The sequence below is a fragment of the Natrialba taiwanensis DSM 12281 genome (assembly GCF_000337595.1).
Classification (GTDB): Archaea; Halobacteriota; Halobacteria; order Halobacteriales; family Natrialbaceae; genus Natrialba; species Natrialba taiwanensis.
The window spans coordinates 1-15,941 of sequence record NZ_AOIL01000054.1 but is presented as its reverse complement, the minus strand read 5'-3'; the positions used below and the strand labels follow the sequence as shown (position 1 = coordinate 15,941).

17 protein-coding genes are annotated in these 15,941 nt (G+C 63.1%); 8 read left to right on the top strand and 9 right to left on the bottom strand.

The window, feature by feature from the left end; all coding sequences use genetic code 11:
* Nucleotides 1–110 precede the first annotated feature (110 nt).
* Nucleotides 111–296, top strand: coding sequence for a hypothetical protein (locus C484_RS16735; RefSeq protein WP_006827076.1), 186 nt, complete (start codon nucleotides 111–113; stop codon nucleotides 294–296).
* Nucleotides 297–420: 124 nt separating this feature from the next.
* Here C484_RS16735 and C484_RS16730 read toward each other — a convergent pair whose 3' ends face one another.
* The gene (locus C484_RS16730; RefSeq protein WP_006827075.1) at nucleotides 421–1,608 is read right to left on the bottom strand and encodes an inorganic phosphate transporter; all 1,188 of its coding nucleotides are present in this window, start codon (nucleotides 1,606–1,608) and stop codon (nucleotides 421–423) included.
* Between the two features lie 79 nt (nucleotides 1,609–1,687).
* A complete protein-coding gene (locus tag C484_RS16725; protein WP_006827074.1) occupies nucleotides 1,688–2,410 on the bottom strand; it encodes a DUF5828 family protein in 723 nt (240 codons plus the stop codon).
* Nucleotides 2,411–2,543: 133 nt separating this feature from the next.
* Between C484_RS16725 and upp the strand changes: the two genes are divergently transcribed.
* The gene (gene upp / locus C484_RS16720; RefSeq protein ID WP_006827073.1) at nucleotides 2,544–3,221 is read left to right on the top strand and encodes a uracil phosphoribosyltransferase; all 678 of its coding nucleotides are present in this window, start codon (nucleotides 2,544–2,546) and stop codon (nucleotides 3,219–3,221) included.
* Nucleotides 3,222–3,271: 50 nt separating this feature from the next.
* Nucleotides 3,272–3,658, top strand: coding sequence for a cupin domain-containing protein (locus C484_RS16715; protein WP_006827072.1), 387 nt, complete (start codon nucleotides 3,272–3,274; stop codon nucleotides 3,656–3,658).
* An 18-nt stretch (nucleotides 3,659–3,676) separates the two neighbouring features.
* Here the strand turns inward: C484_RS16715 and C484_RS16710 are convergent, their stop codons facing one another.
* The 4 genes from C484_RS16710 to C484_RS16695 form a co-directional block, all read right to left on the bottom strand.
* Nucleotides 3,677–3,880 (bottom strand): YgaP family membrane protein, encoded by a 204-nt coding sequence (locus C484_RS16710; RefSeq protein WP_049915584.1) that lies wholly within the window; start codon nucleotides 3,878–3,880, stop codon nucleotides 3,677–3,679.
* Nucleotides 3,881–4,024: 144 nt separating this feature from the next.
* A complete protein-coding gene (locus C484_RS16705; RefSeq protein ID WP_006827070.1) occupies nucleotides 4,025–6,262 on the bottom strand; it encodes a S9 family peptidase in 2,238 nt (745 codons plus the stop codon).
* A 182-nt stretch (nucleotides 6,263–6,444) separates the two neighbouring features.
* Complete coding sequence (locus tag C484_RS16700; RefSeq protein ID WP_239641001.1) at nucleotides 6,445–7,728, bottom strand: aspartate aminotransferase family protein; 1,284 nt, start codon at nucleotides 7,726–7,728, stop codon at nucleotides 6,445–6,447.
* Nucleotides 7,729–8,150: 422 nt separating this feature from the next.
* Entirely contained in the window at nucleotides 8,151–9,458 is a 1,308-nt protein-coding gene (locus C484_RS16695) for a dicarboxylate/amino acid:cation symporter (RefSeq protein ID WP_083867366.1), read from the bottom strand.
* Between the two features lie 130 nt (nucleotides 9,459–9,588).
* Between C484_RS16695 and C484_RS23490 the strand changes: the two genes are divergently transcribed.
* Entirely contained in the window at nucleotides 9,589–9,765 is a 177-nt protein-coding gene (locus C484_RS23490; protein ID WP_160164253.1) for a hypothetical protein, read from the top strand.
* Nucleotides 9,766–9,815: 50 nt separating this feature from the next.
* Entirely contained in the window at nucleotides 9,816–10,691 is an 876-nt protein-coding gene (locus C484_RS16690) for a hypothetical protein (RefSeq protein WP_239641000.1), read from the top strand.
* Between the two features lie 43 nt (nucleotides 10,692–10,734).
* Here the strand turns inward: C484_RS16690 and C484_RS16685 are convergent, their stop codons facing one another.
* Nucleotides 10,735–11,349 (bottom strand): IMPACT family protein, encoded by a 615-nt coding sequence (locus C484_RS16685; RefSeq protein ID WP_049915591.1) that lies wholly within the window; start codon nucleotides 11,347–11,349, stop codon nucleotides 10,735–10,737.
* 48 nt (nucleotides 11,350–11,397) lie between these two features.
* On the bottom strand, nucleotides 11,398–11,901 hold the full coding sequence (locus C484_RS16680) for a hypothetical protein (RefSeq protein WP_006110991.1): 504 nt from the start codon (nucleotides 11,899–11,901) through the stop codon (nucleotides 11,398–11,400).
* A 196-nt stretch (nucleotides 11,902–12,097) separates the two neighbouring features.
* On the opposite strand from C484_RS16680, the gene C484_RS16675 reads away from it, so the two are divergent.
* Nucleotides 12,098–12,856 (top strand): hypothetical protein, encoded by a 759-nt coding sequence (locus C484_RS16675; RefSeq protein WP_006827065.1) that lies wholly within the window; start codon nucleotides 12,098–12,100, stop codon nucleotides 12,854–12,856.
* 39 nt (nucleotides 12,857–12,895) lie between these two features.
* On the opposite strand, the gene hisB is transcribed toward C484_RS16675, so the two are convergent.
* Nucleotides 12,896–13,489, bottom strand: coding sequence for an imidazoleglycerol-phosphate dehydratase HisB (gene hisB, locus C484_RS16670; RefSeq protein ID WP_006827064.1), 594 nt, complete (start codon nucleotides 13,487–13,489; stop codon nucleotides 12,896–12,898).
* A 304-nt stretch (nucleotides 13,490–13,793) separates the two neighbouring features.
* On the opposite strand from hisB, the gene C484_RS16665 reads away from it, so the two are divergent.
* Both C484_RS16665 and C484_RS16660 read left to right on the top strand, forming a co-directional pair.
* Nucleotides 13,794–14,075, top strand: a complete 282-nt coding sequence (locus C484_RS16665) for a hypothetical protein (protein ID WP_006827063.1) — start codon at nucleotides 13,794–13,796, stop codon at nucleotides 14,073–14,075.
* A gap of 189 nt (nucleotides 14,076–14,264) precedes the next feature.
* A complete protein-coding gene (locus C484_RS16660; protein WP_006827062.1) occupies nucleotides 14,265–15,791 on the top strand; it encodes a TrkH family potassium uptake protein in 1,527 nt (508 codons plus the stop codon).
* The last annotated feature ends 150 nt before the right edge of the window (nucleotides 15,792–15,941 follow it).

Sequence of the window (15,941 nt, the reverse complement as noted above, 5' to 3'; positions counted from 1 at the left end):
CATGGGTACTCTAGAGCGGGTGATGAGTATCCGACAGCGTTCGTTGCTGGTCACACTGCGCGCAGACGACAACAGGTACAGATATACGTCTCAATTGAAGAACTCATCGTATGAGTAACATACTCGAAAATCCGGTGTATCGCTACGGGATGGGACTAAGCAGTGCTGCGATTCTTGCGTTCGTCGCGATTTCGTACCTGGAGGGGATGACCCGGTTGCTCGTGCTGGGGCTCGCTGCGTTTGAACTCGTACTCTTTCCACAGATGCTGAAGTGGATGGTGACGGCAGACGCTTGATCGAGAAGGGAGTAACGGCGGACGACTGACCGGGAACGCGGCTACTCGCGAATGGCCCCGTTGCTCGTGCTGGTGCATGGGAACTGATGGATCACAACCAACTGGCAAGCGTTCCAGAGAATAGTTACAGAAGCACTGCCGAGAGAGCCGTGTAGCCGACGAATGAGACGATAATCGAGCCGGCGAGCGAGAGCACCCACGCGAGGACGGTATACCCCATCTTCCGGGCACTGACGCCGCTGCCACTTGCGGCGTAGCCGCTGCCGATGATCGCACTGACGATGATCTCGTTGAAGGAGACGGGAATGCCGAACAATACTGCCGTCTGTGCGATCATGAACGACGGAATGAGCGCGGCGATCGACCGCCGTGGACCGAGCGAGGAGTAGTCCTGTGAAATCGCCTTGATCATTCGCGGCGCACCGGTCCACGACCCGATGAGGAGGCCAACGCCGCCGCCCAGAAGCAACGCAAGAAGCGGAAGACCGACATCTTCAGAGAGTGGGATCAACGGCCCGATCGCCAACCCGACCTGACTGCCACCAGCCGAGAATGCGACGAGCGCACCGAGAACCAGCAGGAAATGCCGTTCACCGCGTTCGACGCTGCTGCGCAGATCGGCGGCGACGATTCCACCCCAGAGCAGCGCCACGAGTCCCGTCACGGCAAGCACACCGACGAGTTCAGGACCGGGAGCCCAGTCGCTTGCAGCCTGTGCGATAGATGCGCCGCCGGTGCTGTCGGGGTCGAGAAAGGCGAACTCGATGTTGGCGATGAGGAGGCCGACGAAGGCGGCGAGGCCGACGATCAGGGAGGGTTCTGCGATTGGTTCGCTCCGGAGGAGTCGGGCGATACCGTAGGCGAGACCGCCGCCGACGAACGGCGTGAGGACCCAGAGCGTGGCTATTTCGACGTATTTCGGCCACGCGGGGTCGCCGCCCATCGCCAGGCCGACGCCGACGACGGCACCGGTGACGGTGAAGGCGGTGGCGATGGGGTAGCCGGCGAAGACGCCGATGGCGACCAGTCCGGCGGCGATGATCAGGGCGATCGTCGCGGCGCTCGGCGAGAGGATGACGCCGCCGATGAGTTCCCTGCCGACCGCTTCGGAGACGTTTGCACCCTGGACGACGGCGCCGATGAATCCGAGGAGTCCGACGAAGAAACCGGCTCGCATCACCGAAATCGCGTTGGCACCGACGGCGGGAGCGAACGGCGTCGAGCCGCTCGAGCCGGCACCGATCGCCCAGGCCATAAAGAGGCTGGCAAGGGCGGCTACCAGAAACGTCGCGACCGTCGCGGGTTCGACCATCTACGGGAGATTCTATTCGCGGACCCTACAAGTGTGTGCCGGCCTGTAGATAGCTAATGTGGCCGAGACGCACGACGGTTCAGTTCGTCGTGAATTTCGACTGATCATCGGCCTCCGGCGGCGGCTCCGCCCCCTCGATCGCCTCGGCTGCGCCGGTATCCTTTTCGACTTCGACGTGCCAGCGATCGACTTCGTCGTCGAGTTCAGCGAGGCGGTCGGAGACGGCATCTTTCAGATCGTCGTCGTTGACGTTGACCTCGAAGACGAACTGCTCGCCGTTGTCGCCGTTGCGGGCGGACTGCTGGACGTTGGCGCTGATGAGTTCGTTGTCGAAGTAGTACGGTGCGAGTTGGGTCATCACGTTCTGGTAGACGGTGTCTTCGACGCGGCGGAGGGCCTTGCGACCGGCGGAGTCGGCTGCGCGGGCGACGTAGTCGATCGATTCCTTCCAGTTGTCGACGGCGGCCTCAGGGTCGTCCTCTTCGAGTTGCTCGTAGGAGGTCGTAAGTTTCTCTCCGGCGGTTTTGATGTCTTCGTCGGGGTCTTTGCCGGCTTGTTCGCCCGTTCCCTCCTCGACGCTCGCCTGGTCTGCGGTCTTCTCGCTGACGTCGGTATCGAGCGTCTCGTGTGCTTTGGGTCGCCACTCGTCCCACTCTTCGAAGGCGCGAGCGAAGTGTGCGCCGTAGTCGTGTGCGGGATCGTGGACGCCTTCGTCGCGCAGCGCCCGGGTAATGCGTTCGCCGTGTTCGACGACGTCGCCCCAGTCGCCGCGAACTTTGAATCCCGAAATGCTCTCTTCCATTCGAGTGAGCGAGTAGTAGGAGATGGACCGGCATAAACTTCTCCGCTGCGTGTCAGCCCCTTGCAGGGGCGTGTACGCGACATCGTCGCCGGTGATCGACACTGTGAACTACCCCGCGAGTGGCCATACGAGTATGCCAATCGAAGACCGGGATGACGCGTATCTCGTGACGCACGCACTCGCGAAACACACGCTCTCGCAGCTTCGAGACGTCGAAACCGAGCAGGTCAGTTTCCGCAAGGGCCTCGTCAAACTCGGCCGTATCTGCGGCTACGAGATCATTGACGGCCGCATGGAAACCGAGTACGTCGAGATCGAGACACCCCTCGAGACCACGATGGGCGAACGGGTTCGTGGCCTCGACGATGTCGTGATCATCAACGTCCTGCGCGCGGCGACGCCGTTCGTCGAGGGACTCCTGAAGGCGTTCCCCCGCGCCCGACAGGGTGTCATCAGCGCCAGTCGCAACGAGGAGGCCGGGCGCGCAGAGGACGGCTCGTTCCCGATCACTGTCGACTACGTCAAGCTTCCCGAGATCACCGAGGACGACACGGTCATCATCGCCGATCCGATGCTCGCCACCGGCTCCACGATGTGTACCGTCCTCGATCACGTCGTCGAGAACTCGTCCGACCCGGAGAACCTGATCGTGCTCTCTGCGGTCTCCGCACCCGAGGGTCTCCTGCGCGTCGACGACGAGTTCCCCGAGACCGACCTGTTGACGGTCTCGATCGACGACCGACTCGACGACGACGGCTTCATCATCCCGGGGCTGGGCGACGCCGGCGACCGAGCGTTCCGGACGACCTGATCGACGCACGGACCGCGACACTTTTGCGCCTCGCCGGTAACGGGTCAGCCATGTCCTACAGCGTCGTCGACCCGGACGAACTCGACGCAGTCGGGGATCGACCCTGCGACTGCCGGCGGGTGAGCGAGGCGGCCGGGTTGGAGAACGTGGCGATCAATCACTTCTCGGCGGAGCCCGGCGAACAGCTCCCGCTTGCGTATCACTACCACGAGCGACAGGAGGAGGCGTTCGTCGTTCTCTCGGGGCCGCTTCACGTCGAAACGCCCGACGGCGAGTTCGAAGTGCCCACGGGGGCGACGTTCACGGCTCAGCCTGCATCCCCGCATCGGGCCTACAATCCGGCCCGCGCGGACGAGGCGATCGAAGTGATGGCGATCGGTGCGCCGCCGGCCGCTGACGACGCGGTGCAGTACGATCCGGACAGCCCAGACGAGTAAACGGACGCGAGCGTGCAGTCACTCGCTGCTCTCGCAGGTATCGATCCCGAGAAGGGCGTTTATCGGGCATCGCTGGATGACGGCCGTCGCGAGGAGGTCGCTCCCGGCGATGAACGCGAGCGTGCCGGCCGTTTTCTCCCGATTTCGGTACCCGATGAGCAGAAGGGTGAGTCCGAGTGTAATGCGAAGGAAGCGATCGACGCCGCCGACGTTTCTGTCCATGTCTGATCGAACGAACGCTCGACCTGTAGGAGTAGCCCCTGGGAACGCGTGGTCGGTGATCAGGGCGGATCGATGATCGATCGCCGGACAGCGAGGGCGACGACACTCGTCGTTCGTCGCTCGTTGCTCGTCGTTCGTCATCCGTCACTCATCGTCCGACTCGTCTAGCCCACCGGACAGACCCGAACCGGGCTCGCGCTCGAGTGCCGGCGGGGCCTCGCGCGAGTCGGCGTAGCCGTCGAACCAGCGGACGAGACGTTCGAGACGATCCACGGCGTGACTGGGCTCTCCGGACCGCGAGAGTTCGTGTCCCTCGCGCGGGTAGCGGACCATCCGGGTGTCGACACCGTGTTTCTGCAGACCGAGGTAGAACAGTTCGGCGGTGTTCGCCGGCGTGCGGTAGTCGCGATCGGAGTGGAGCACCAGCGTCGGCGTCTCGACCTCGTCGACGTGTGCTACCGGCGATTTCTCCCAGAGGAGGTCAGGATCGTCCCAGGGCGTCGCGTCGAAATCGCCCTCGATCAGTTTGAACGCGTCCGTCGAGCCGTAGAAACTGGTGAGGTCGTAGACGCCGCGCTGGGAAACCGCCGCCCGGAAGCGGTCGGTCCGGGTGACCGTCCACGCGGTCATGAACCCGCCGAAGCTCCCCCCGGTGACGAAGGTCTCGTCTTCATCGATGAACTCGCGCTCACAGACCGTCTCGACGCCCGAGAGCACGTCCGCGAGGGTAACGTCGCCCCAGTCGCGGTCGATCGCCGTCGCGTGCGCCTCGCCGTACCCCGTCGAGCCCCGCGGGTTACACCAGAAGACGACGTAGCCCTGCGCCGCGAGCGTCTGGAACTCGTGCCACATCGTTCCCGCAGTCGTCCACTGGGCGTGCGGGCCGCCGTGAATCTCGACGACGAGCGGATACGTCTCGTCCGGCCCGCCCGCGGCGTCGGCGTCGAACTCTGGCGGCGTCAGGAGCCAGCCCTGGATTTGTGTCTCCGCTTCGTCGCCATCGTCCCCGTCATCGCCGCCCTCGACGCCGTCATCCGTACCGCCCTCCACACCAGCACCGGCACCGACACCGGCGACGGCACCGCCTTCGAACCAGACTTCTTCGGGCTGGCGCACCGCCCGATCCGCGAGCAGGTCGCCGTTGACGCGGGTGAGCCGGTGGGTCTCGGTGCCGCCCCGCGTCGTGACGAACACGTCGCCGGGATGATCCCACTCGCTCTGGACGAGCGCGACCGCGTTCTCGCCGACCGAGAAGTCCGCGACGGTGACGCCCTCGCCGTAGACGCGCGTCGGCTCCTCGCTGCCGACCTCGTCACTCGTCCCGTCGTCAGCGCCGGCTCCCACCCCCACGCCGACGGCGGCCGACCAGAGCATCCGCGATCCCGTCTCCGGCGTCGTAAAATACAGCGACTCGCCATCCGGTGCCCACGCGAAGTCACAGCGGTGGCCAATCGTCCGATCGAGCGACGCCGTCGGCGTTGTCTCCGTCCCCGTCTCCCGATCGTGGACGCGAATCTCCGTCTGGCGCATCGAGGACCGTTCTTCCGGAGTGAACTCGAACGCGACCAGGCCGTCCGTCGTCGCCGCGAGTTCAGTGGCCCAGCCCGTCGTCCGGGTGAAGGCCGTCGCCTCGTCGGTGTCGAGGTCGTGCTCGTATAGCTCGTAGTGGAGCGAGTCGTCGGGGTGGACGCTCTCGGCGGCGGTTTTGACCGCGTAGTAGATCGTGGCGTCGTCGCCCCAGGTCGGGCTGATGTGGTCCTCGTCGCCGTTGGTGAGACGCTGGATGGCGTCGCCGGTGTCCGCACGCTCTGCAGGATCGGCGTCGCGTTCGAGCGCCGCCTCGACGTCCAGGACGTACGCGTGGCTGCGTCGGCCGTCCGCGTACTCGGTGTCGGCGCGGTAGACCATGCGGTCGATCACGCGCGGGTCCGGCTTCGCGGGTTCGTAGTCGGGATCGACCGCAAGGTCGCGGTCTTCCGTACGGTCGTCGGCGGTGACGCGCTGGGAGAAGAGCAGCCGCGAGCCGTCGGGACTCCACTCGAGTTCGGTGACGCCGCCGACGACGGACGTGAGTTGGCGGGCCTCGCCGCCCGTCGTGGGGGCGACCCAGAGTTGCTGTCGGTCGTCGGCCTCGCCACGGGTGCTGACGAACGCGAGGCGGTCGCCGTCGGGGCTAAAGCGGGGCTGGCTATCGACGCCCTCGCTAATGGTGAACTGGGTCGGTTCGTCGCCGCCGACCGGGACGACGAAAATCGTCGCTTCGTGGGATCTGTCGTCCGTCGGCGTTCGACGGACGAACGCCACCCGTTCGTCGTCCGGCGAGAGTCGGGGTTCCGAAACCTGCCGCAAATCGTAGTAATCGGCTGCGGTAATGGCGTTCATGTACGCTGTCTCCGGGAGGAACGTAAAAGGTGTTCGCGTTCCGGTACGTCGTACAGGAAGAAGTCGAAGAGGAAGGTTGGCGGTGGCATCAACGGTTGGAAGTAAGAGGTTCACACGGAGCGTGACCGAGAAGACAGTTGAGCGTGCCGTCCCTTGGGACACGTCTCGGTTCAGAAGCCGAATCAGAGTTCAGCGAGCACTGCATCAGCGGCATCGAGATAGGATTCGAGGTGGGTCTCGTCGTGAGCGGCCGAGAGGTGGTGGCGCTTGTACGGGTTCGGCGTGAAGAAGTGGCCGCGCTCGCGCATGCCCGACGCGAACGCGTGGAAGCGATCTTCGTCGAGTCCGAGAACGTCCTCGTAGGTATGGGGTTCGCCACGCACGCCAAATTGAACGCTGAAAATGCTCCGATGGCCGACAACCCGACCGTCGACCCCGTGGTCCTCGAGTAGGTCGGCCAGTCCGTCGCGATAGCGGTCACCGAGGTCGGTCAGGTACGCCTGAACGTCCTCGGCGACGATGGTGTCGATAGTCTCGCGTGCAGCGGCTAGTCCCGGAAGACTGCCCGAATACGTCCCGCTGATAACAACGCCGGACTCGTTATCACCGCCCGCCTGGGCGAGTAGATCTGATCGGCCACCGACAGCCGCCACGGGATACCCGTTGCCCAAGGCCTTCGCGACGCAAGTGAGATCGGGCGTAACGTTGACCTCGCCCTGAATGCCGTGTGGCGAGTGACGGAAGCCGCTGATGACCTCGTCGAAGATCAACGGAACGCCATGGACTTCGGTCACCTCGCGCAGCGTCTCGAGGAACTCCGTTCGCGGGTGGAGACAGCCGACGGAGTGGGGAACGGGCTCGAGGATGACCGCCGCGAGGTCGTTGCTGTGGTCGCGAATAATCTCCTCGACGGCGTCGGGATCGTTGAACGGAGCGACCAGCGTGTTCTTGACGGCTGCCGAGAGCATACCGTCGGACTCGGGATAGCGCTCGCCGATGCGGTTGGCGGGCGGGTAGACGCTGACGTCGACGTAGTCGTGCCAGCCATGGTAACAGCCCTCGAATTTCAACACTTTCTCGTTACCGGTGGCGGCTCGCGCGAGCCGGATCGCGTGATAAGTGGCTTCACTGCCGCTGTTACAGAAGTTCACCATCTCGACGCTGGGTACGAGGTCGACGAGGCGTTCAGCAACCTCGACCTCCAGCGGTGTTGTGCCCGCGCCGTACAATACGCCGTCGTCGATAGCCGCTCGGGCCGCCGCGTCGACATCCTCGTGAGCGTGGCCGAGGATGATCGGGCCGAATCCGAGGTGGTAGTCGGCGTACTGCTCACCGGCGACGGTCGTCAGCGTGGCACCCGATGCCGACTCGAAGGCGACATCCCCCGTGTCGTACGCCTGTGCCCGCAACCCGGTCTGTGCACCGCCAGGGATTATCTCGCGTGCGCGGTCAACGATCGGTTCCATTCGGTCCGTGTTCGTCGAAGAATCGTCTTTTACACACTCCACACAACCGGCATCGTCGGATTCCGTACGATCAGAATCGGTCACAGTGCCCACCCCGACAACGGCAACGTTCCGACCGCGGTGGCTGATCCTGGTTTGTAGCGACCAGGTCGAAGCGAGGAGCGGATGATTGCGTCCGTCCGAATGGATACCTTCGCGACCACTTGACGAACAGTGCGATCAGTCCAACCCGGTCGGGAAGGATCGCTTTTTGATGATGATGACCCCAATTCAGCCCCAATTTTCCTACTCGAATTGCACAGAGATGTGATTTCAGATGGGTGTCGTCGTACGGTTTTAAGGCTGTGTCTGTCGCATGGATCCGCGATTCCGGTCGTGATATTCCGCGCACCGTGTATCATTTATCGGAATTTAGCGGGTGTTCAGTCGTCGTTCGTCGCGCTAACGGTCTCCTCACTGAACTCGGCGGGGGCGTCAGCCCACACGCCAGATGTGAGGTCGATCGCATCGTTCCACTTTGCAACGACCGTCGTCACTGCCATATCGCCGGCGATGTTGTTCATCGTCCGGAGGCGGTCAAGCAGCGGATCGATACCCGCGATCATCCCGATCACTTCGAGTGGAAGCCCGACTTGAGTCAACACCGCGGTCATCATGACCAGACTCGCGCTGGGAACGCCCGCAGTGCCGATGCTCATAAGAAGCGCGGTCAGCAGAATGGTAAGCTGTTCGACTAGTGTGAGTGAAGCACCGGCGATGTTCGCAGCGAAGACGGCGACGATGCCGAGGTACATCGCCGTGCCGTCCATGTTGATCGTGGCTCCCAGCGGGAGCGAAAAACCGTATACGCGCTCTTTGATCTGGAGGTTCTCATCGGCGTCCGACATCGAGATGGGGAGCGTCGCGGTGGACGACCGAATACTGAGTGCCGTAATAAGTGCCTCCTTGATGCCGCGAAGGAAGGCGACGGGTGAAACGCCAACCGCACCTCGAATGATGACCAGGAGGTAGACCAACGCGATCTGGAGTCCGATGGCGATCGCGAGCGTCATCGAGAGGGAGAAATACGCTCCGATGGCCTGGGCACCGACTTCTCCGAACAGCGCCGCCATCAGCGCGAACACGCCGAGGACGCCGAACTCCATGACTCCCCAGACGATTTTGAACATAACCTCTGCGCCGGCATCAACCACGTCGAAGATGGTGTCGATGCCGTTCCGGACGGCCGAGTCGGGTTCGACTTCCGCTCGGACCATCGTCATCCCGAGGCCGAAGACGAGCGTGAAGAAGATGATCGCGAGGATATTCCCCTCTGCCATCGCAGTGATGGGGTTCTCGGGAACGATATTGAACACCTGATCCGTCAGCGACGGCGTCTGTCCAGCTTGGACGTCCGTCTGCTCTAAGGTCATCCCCGTCCCGGGGTCGATGAGGTTACTAACGCCAAGGCCCATTCCGATGGCAACGGCAGTCGTGGCGAGATACAGGAGCACAACCTGTCCGCCGATGCGACCCAGATTTTTCGGGGACAGTTCCCGCGTCGCCATCAACAACGTGAAAATGATGATCGGAATGATGATCATCTCGAGCAATCGGACGAACAAGTCACCGATCGGCTGGAGTTCCATTGCCGGCCGACCGACGGCCAACCCGACGAGAGCGCCGAGAACAAACGCTATTGCGATCCGGTAAACGATGGGGATAGACCGATACCGTCTCCACAATGACATAAACGCACCAGTCATACTCTCATGTGGTAGGGTCTTGAAATCAGGTGATAATACTTCCGAAGTACAGAGCGCACATGCCTTATAGTTTCACATGTGGGAGAGAATTTACGTGGTTCCTTCAATTCTGCTGATGGTATCCGAGGTCCTGCTCTTGATTCTCGAGGGAGTGCTCGCCGTGGTCGTCATCCCCCTGTCGCTCCGCGGGCTCGGACTGGCGCTGCTCGTCGGCCTGACGAATCGGAACCGCTCGCGCGGGACCACGACGGGTACCGCCGACCGCTCCGCAGCCGTCGCCGGCGAGGCCTGAGACAGATCATCTCCAGTACACATATACCCTGGATTCGCATAGAGAAGCGTATGAACGGACGTTCATCCGCAGAGAGCGCTGACGGCGGTACTGCCACAGCATCCACCTCTGCCGCGATGGAGCGGCGCGTCCTCGCGGGCTACATCGGTGTCGTCTTCGCAGCGGTCGCGTTGACGGGTGCAACGGCACTGAACGGGGACATTATCGTCCTCGCCGGTGGGACACTTGTCGGATTCGCACTCGGTATCGGTCTCGGTACCGCCGTCTACTGTCGCTTCCCCGACCTGCCGACCCGACTGGGCCGCGGCCGAGTTCAGCGAGCCGCGCCGTTCTTTCCTATAGTACCGTTCGGACTCGTCGGCCTCGCCTCGGTGCTGGGTCCGGTCGATACCGAACTCGGACTCGTGGCCGCCGCGTCGACGAGCGGGCTCCTCGTCGCCGGATACGTGCTGCAGGGCGTCGCCGAGACGCGGTACGCTGCCGACAGAGCGCACGGCCGTCCGATCGCGGCGTGTCGCTGGCACCCGCCACGCACGCCCAAGATAGACGCACTTTTGCTCGTCGCCTGGCCGGCGCTTGGTGTCCTCAACGCGGCCGGCGGAAACTGGCTCACCGCGCTCGGCTGGGGGACGCTCGGACTCTGCTGGCTCGTCGGCGGGTTCATCGAGGGCCGATTCCGCGTCGGCGAGACCGGAACGGACCCCGAGATCCGGATCTACGAGAACGGCCTCGTCAAACAGCGACCCTACACCAGCAGATTCGTCCCCTGGGACGAGATCGACCACGTCCGCCTGCGCGACGACGAACTCGTCTTCGACCGCGGGCTGTTCGACGTGCGTCTCGACCGCGAGTCCCTCGACGCGCCAGAAACGATCATCGCGACGGTCGAACAGCGGCTCTCGGATCGAACGACGACACTGCCCTAAGCCGAAGAACGTCGTCCCGCTTCGAAGCGCTGTACCCGTACCCTTACGCCGACTCGAGTTCGGCCCGCCCGCTCGTCGCACTTCGAATCCGATCCCGGAAGGCGTCGGCCGCCGCGACCGGGACCCGAACGGCAAAGGCGACCTCGGCCTGGTAGTCCGCGTCGAACTCGTAGCCCTCGCTTTCGATGATGCCGCGGACGGTGCCCGAATCGTCGTACTCCACGGTGATCGAGACGCGTTCGTGCGGGCGCTCCTCGACGACGCCCGCCGCGTCGACAGCCTCCTTCACCGCGCGGGAGTACGCTCGGACGAGGCCGCCGACACCGAGGTTCGTCCCGCCGTAGTACCGCGTCACGACGACCGCGCAATTCTCGAGTTCGCGCTGCGCGAGGACGTTGAGCGCCGGCTTGCCAGCCGAACTCGAGGGTTCGCCGTCATCGTTTGAATACTCCCGGAGGAGGTCGCCGTCGGCGTCCGCGCGCACCCGGTAGGCGGGGACGTTGTGCGTCGCGTCGGCGTACTCCTCGCGGATCACGTCGACGAACGCCTCGGCGTCCGCAACGGATTCGACCGGGCGCGCGTGGCCGATGAACTCCGAGCCCTGGACGACGAACTCGGCGGTCGCGGCCTCGGTGATCGTTGAGTAGGTGTCGTTCACGGTTTCACCTCGCACCCCGCGCAGTCGATTGGGTCGCTCACTGTACGCTCACTGTAACTCGATCTTCCGCACGAACTCGAGGTCCCGAAGTTCGGTAATCGCCGCGCCCGAAACGTCTTCGTCCGTGATCAGGTACAGCCGCGGCTCGTCGGTGAACTCGGGGTCTTCGCTGATCGTCTGGCGGATCGAGATGTCGTTTTCGGCGAGCGTCCCCGTCACCGCGGCGACGATCCCCTTTTGCTCTGCGTTGTCGACGGCAATCGACAGCACCGTCAGATCGAGCACGGGTGCGAGATCCATCAGGCTCGGCACCTGCGAGATGTTCTGGAAGATCCGCCGGAGTTCGGGATCGTCGAGGATCGCGTTCGTCGTCGAGTCGACGACGCGGCGATCGACATCGATCTCGCGAGCGATACCGGTGTTCGGGATTTCGATCCCGCCCGAAACGACGCGACCGTCGTCATTGACCGAAAAGCCACGCTCTAACAGGAGTCGAATAACTGCTTGCTGGCTCGGGGACCCCTCGAACTTCCCCATTATCTCGTCGAACATTCGTTGGTGGGTATACGCGTGCCCAGGTATAATGGTCGGTGATTGACGGTCGGTCACAACGAGTTCAGCAGCCGAGGTGATGGGATGCGTCGATACCGTCACGACGCAGAGCGGTCGACACCATTCAGCAAACTCGACCGCCGCGCCACCCTGTGTCTGACGGACGTTTTTACCAATTCGAACGAGACGGTATTCTATGCACGCGCTCAACCACTGTGACTTCTGTGCCAGCGATGCTGCCGGCACCTACGAGGTCATTCCCGCTGAACTCGATCCGACGGAGGACGAACAACGCCGCGTGAGTCTCTGTCCGGACTGCAAACGCCGTCTTGGAACCGTTCTCGAACCGCTCCTCGAGCGGCTCCGAAGCGACACCATCACCGACTCACACCAGTCACACAGCGACACTGAAACGGCCGAGACCCCGGCTACTGACGAGACTGGGAGCGACGATTCGAGTACGCAGAGAACTCCTCCAGAGAGTACGAGTTCGGAAGGCGCGGTGAACTCGGACTCGGGTTCAGATTCGGATTCGAACTCGGAGACGGATTCGGACGCAGAATCGGACGCACCACCGGCAGGGCGCTTCGAAACGGGAAACGAGATTACGTTCGACGAGCCGTCGGAGGAGACACCGGGTTCCGGAGACGCGACTGGCGAGACGGACGAAGCGTCGGCAGAACCAACCCAGGAATCGAATCCAGCCGAAACCGAAGCCGAGCCGACCGCCCGATCCGAATCGACGCGAGCGGCCCCAGCATCGCCGCGAGCCTATCCCAAGGTCATCCGCTTGCTTCGCAACCGCGAGTTCCCGATGGGCCGCGAGGCCGTCGAATCGCTGGCGGCCGGCGCCTACGATCTCGAAGCCGAGGAGGCCGAGGCGATCATCGAGCACGCGCTCGAACGCGACGAGTTCACCGAGCGCGGCGGGGAGTTGCACCGTCCGTCGTCGTAGTTCGTCGTTGTTAGGCCGTCGCGTTGCACTTCGTCGCACTCAGTCGGTCAGCGTTCCCTTCGTACTCGGGGCTCCCTCGCGTCGGTCATCGAGCCGTGTTGCGTCGTCGAGCGCCCGCGCCAGCGCCTTGAACAGCGCCTCGACCTCGTGGTGGGCGTTCTCGCCGCGAACGCCGGCGTGCAGCGTCAGTCCCGCGTTCATCGCCAGCGACTCCGCGAAGTGACGCGCCATGTCGCTGGTGAACTCGCCGATCGCCGCCTGGGAGAACTCGCCGTCGAAGTAGAATCGGGGGCGACCGCTCACGTCGACGACGGTCGACGCGACGGCTTCGTCGAGCGGGACGCGCCGGTCGGCGTACCTGACGATACCCGCCCGATCGTCGAGTGCCTCATCGAACGCCGTCCCGAGGACGATCGCCACGTCCTCGACCGTGTGGTGATCGTCGATGTCGAGGTCGCCGTCGCACTCGAGTTCGAGATCGAAGAGGCCGTGGCGGGCAAAGGCCGTCAGCATGTGATCGAAGAAGCCGACGCCGGTCTCGACCGTGGCTGTGCCGTTGCCGTCGACGGACACCGTGCATTCGATCGTCGTTTCGGCCGTGTCTCGTGTGACGGTCGCGCGTCGCTCGCTCATGTCGAAATGGTTGCGTTCTCGGTACAAGGGGATTGCGCTCGGTTGCGACGGAGAGTATGCAGCGGCCACGAGCGATCGGCGACGGAGAATGGAGCGGCTATAACGGACCGTTCCACAGGTCATGACAAATATCGTGAGACAGAATTAGAGGCGCTTGTAAAATTTTTACACAGTTCTAAAGGTGTTTCGAAGGGTAGTATTACCATCATTACGGGCGTGAAACGGACCGAAACGAGACCAACCGTCTGACGGTTATATGCTATCCTGAGTGAATGTCGTTACTACGAAGAGGTGACCCGTCACAATGTCCAACTCCCCCAGCCCCTCCCCACTGTCGAACGACTCCCTATCTCCAGCAGGGTCGGAGTCGAACCAAAACAGCGATCCGGCGCGCAGTCGATTCATCCACTCGCTCAAGGGATCGACGCAGTTTCTGTCGTTCTGGGTCGCCGTCGCCCTGCCGTTTGTCCATCTGCCGCTGTTGACGCAGGGACTCGGCAATCCCCGGATCACGCTCGTCTTTCTCGCCCTGCTGGGACTCAACGTCCTCGCACTCTACATCGGGCGTGATTACAACCAGTCGTGACCTATCTGGCGCACAGATTGATCGATTCCAGACCCGATACATCGTCGAATCAGTCGCTGATCTAACCAGATTCTGATTGCTGAACAACAGCGGTCATCCGACAGTCACACCCGCTGGGCGTGGCAGGGGTCTCCTGCTGGTCTCTTCCGAACGGATTATGACCGTCCCTCTCGCAGCGTTTCCTACTGAATGCAGATTCGCGTCGACTGGCGCTCGAGTTGTAGCCTCACCGGAACGGTGCTTCGCTGGCTTGCCGTCCCCCTCGCAGCCCCGCTCGTCCTCGCCGTGATCGACGGCACCGACCTGCGACCGTTTCTGGTCGCCATCGCCATCACCATCGCGGTCGGATTCGCGCTCGAACAACTGCGCGACGAGCGTGAACTCGGCCAGCGAGAGTCGTTTCTGATGGTCGCGTTCACCTGGCTCAGCGTGGCCCTTATCGGCACGATTCCGTTTCTATTCACCGGCACAGCGTCGGGCGGCGAATCCTCGTTTGCCGGCATCTACGGACCACTTAATGCGTTCTTCGAGAGTATGAGCGGACTGACGACGACGGGAGCGACTATCATGACCGAGTGGGATTTCGACAACCAGGCCCGGTCGCTCCTGCTGTGGCGACAGCTCCTCCAGTGGCTCGGTGGACTCGGGATTTTGATCGTCGCCATCGGTCTGCTCTCGCACCTGATGGTCGGCGGTGCCCAGTTGATGGAAACCGAAACGCAGACGCGAAACGTGCGCAAACTCCGCCCACACATCTCCGAGACCGCGCGGCTCATCTGGGGGCTGTACGTCGGCCTCACGCTCGTCACAATCGTCGCCCTCTACGCGCTCAATCTCGTCGGCCTCGCACCGCAGATGACGCTGTTCAACGCGATCGCACACGCGCTCACGAGCGTCTCCACGGCCGGATTCTCGCCCGAAAGTAACAGCATCGTCGCTTTCAGTCCGATCGTCCAGTGGACGCTCATTCCCGTCATGATCGTCGGCTCGACCAACTTCGTGTTGCTGTACTATATCACGCAAGGCGAGTTCGAGCGGCCGTTGCAGTCCGAAGAACTCAAATTCTATCTCGGAACGCTCGGCGTCTTCGGTGCGATCGTCATCGGCGTCCTCGCCGTCGATCCGGCCATCGAGTTGCGCATCGAGCAGACGATCCGCCACGGCCTGTTCAACGTCGTCTCCATGGTGACGACGACCGGCTACGCAAGCACCGATTTCAACCACTGGACAGCCGGCGCAAAGCACGTCCTGTTCCTGTGTATGTTCCTCGGCGGCATGGCCGGGAGCACGACCTGTTCGATCAAGTCCCTGCGCTGGCTGGTCGTCCTCAAGGCGTTCCGTCGCAACCTCTTCACCGCGGTGCATCCGGACGCGATCCGACCGCTCCGCGTCAGCGACGGGGTCGTCGACGAAGAGACGGTCAACGACATCATCGGCTACGTCCTGCTCGTGCTCGTCATTTTCTTCGGGCTGACGGTGTTCCTCGTCGTCGACGCCGTCCGGGGTGCCACCAACGTCAGCGAGTTCGCCGCGCTCGGCGCGGCGGCCTCGATCTTCCTGAACATCGGCCCCGCGTTTGAACTCGCCGGACCGATGGAGAACTACGCGGGGTTCTCGCCGGTTTCGCGCGCGGTGATGATCGTCATGATGTGGATCGGCCGGATCGAAATCGTGCCGGTGCTCGTGCTGTTGTTGCCGTCGTACTGGCGATCCTGAGCGGCGCAGTCAGTCTCGGTTTTCGTCCGCGTCTCCGTGTTCGTCGTCAGGATGGGTATAGGTCATCCGGACCAGTTCCTCGACGCCGCCGTCGGGAATCTCCAGTTCAGGATCGAACAGTTCGAAGCCGACCCTGTCTCTTATACACAT

Bases quoted from the DNA above. Each gene is read 5' to 3' on its own strand.
- hisB (WP_006827064.1), bottom strand. From the start codon at position 13,489: ATGAGCGAGCGACGCGCGACCGTCACACGAGACACGGCCGAAACGACG.
- C484_RS16680 (WP_006110991.1), bottom strand. From the start codon at position 11,901: ATGTTCGACGAGATAATGGGGAAGTTCGAGGGGTCCCCGAGCCAGCAA.
- C484_RS16705 (WP_006827070.1), bottom strand. From the start codon at position 6,262: ATGAACGCCATTACCGCAGCCGATTACTACGATTTGCGGCAGGTTTCG.
- C484_RS16730 (WP_006827075.1), bottom strand. From the start codon at position 1,608: ATGGTCGAACCCGCGACGGTCGCGACGTTTCTGGTAGCCGCCCTTGCC.
- C484_RS16700 (WP_239641001.1), bottom strand. From the start codon at position 7,728: ATGGAACCGATCGTTGACCGCGCACGCGAGATAATCCCTGGCGGTGCA.
- upp (WP_006827073.1), top strand. From the start codon at position 2,544: ATGCCAATCGAAGACCGGGATGACGCGTATCTCGTGACGCACGCACTC.
- C484_RS16710 (WP_049915584.1), bottom strand. From the start codon at position 3,880: ATGGACAGAAACGTCGGCGGCGTCGATCGCTTCCTTCGCATTACACTC.
- C484_RS16735 (WP_006827076.1), top strand. From the start codon at position 111: ATGAGTAACATACTCGAAAATCCGGTGTATCGCTACGGGATGGGACTA.
- C484_RS16695 (WP_083867366.1), bottom strand. From the start codon at position 9,458: ATGTCATTGTGGAGACGGTATCGGTCTATCCCCATCGTTTACCGGATC.
- C484_RS16660 (WP_006827062.1), top strand. From the start codon at position 14,265: ATGCAGATTCGCGTCGACTGGCGCTCGAGTTGTAGCCTCACCGGAACG.
- C484_RS16725 (WP_006827074.1), bottom strand. From the start codon at position 2,410: ATGGAAGAGAGCATTTCGGGATTCAAAGTTCGCGGCGACTGGGGCGAC.
- C484_RS16715 (WP_006827072.1), top strand. From the start codon at position 3,272: ATGTCCTACAGCGTCGTCGACCCGGACGAACTCGACGCAGTCGGGGAT.
- C484_RS16690 (WP_239641000.1), top strand. From the start codon at position 9,816: ATGAACGGACGTTCATCCGCAGAGAGCGCTGACGGCGGTACTGCCACA.
- C484_RS23490 (WP_160164253.1), top strand. From the start codon at position 9,589: ATGGTATCCGAGGTCCTGCTCTTGATTCTCGAGGGAGTGCTCGCCGTG.
- C484_RS16675 (WP_006827065.1), top strand. From the start codon at position 12,098: ATGCACGCGCTCAACCACTGTGACTTCTGTGCCAGCGATGCTGCCGGC.
- C484_RS16665 (WP_006827063.1), top strand. From the start codon at position 13,794: ATGTCCAACTCCCCCAGCCCCTCCCCACTGTCGAACGACTCCCTATCT.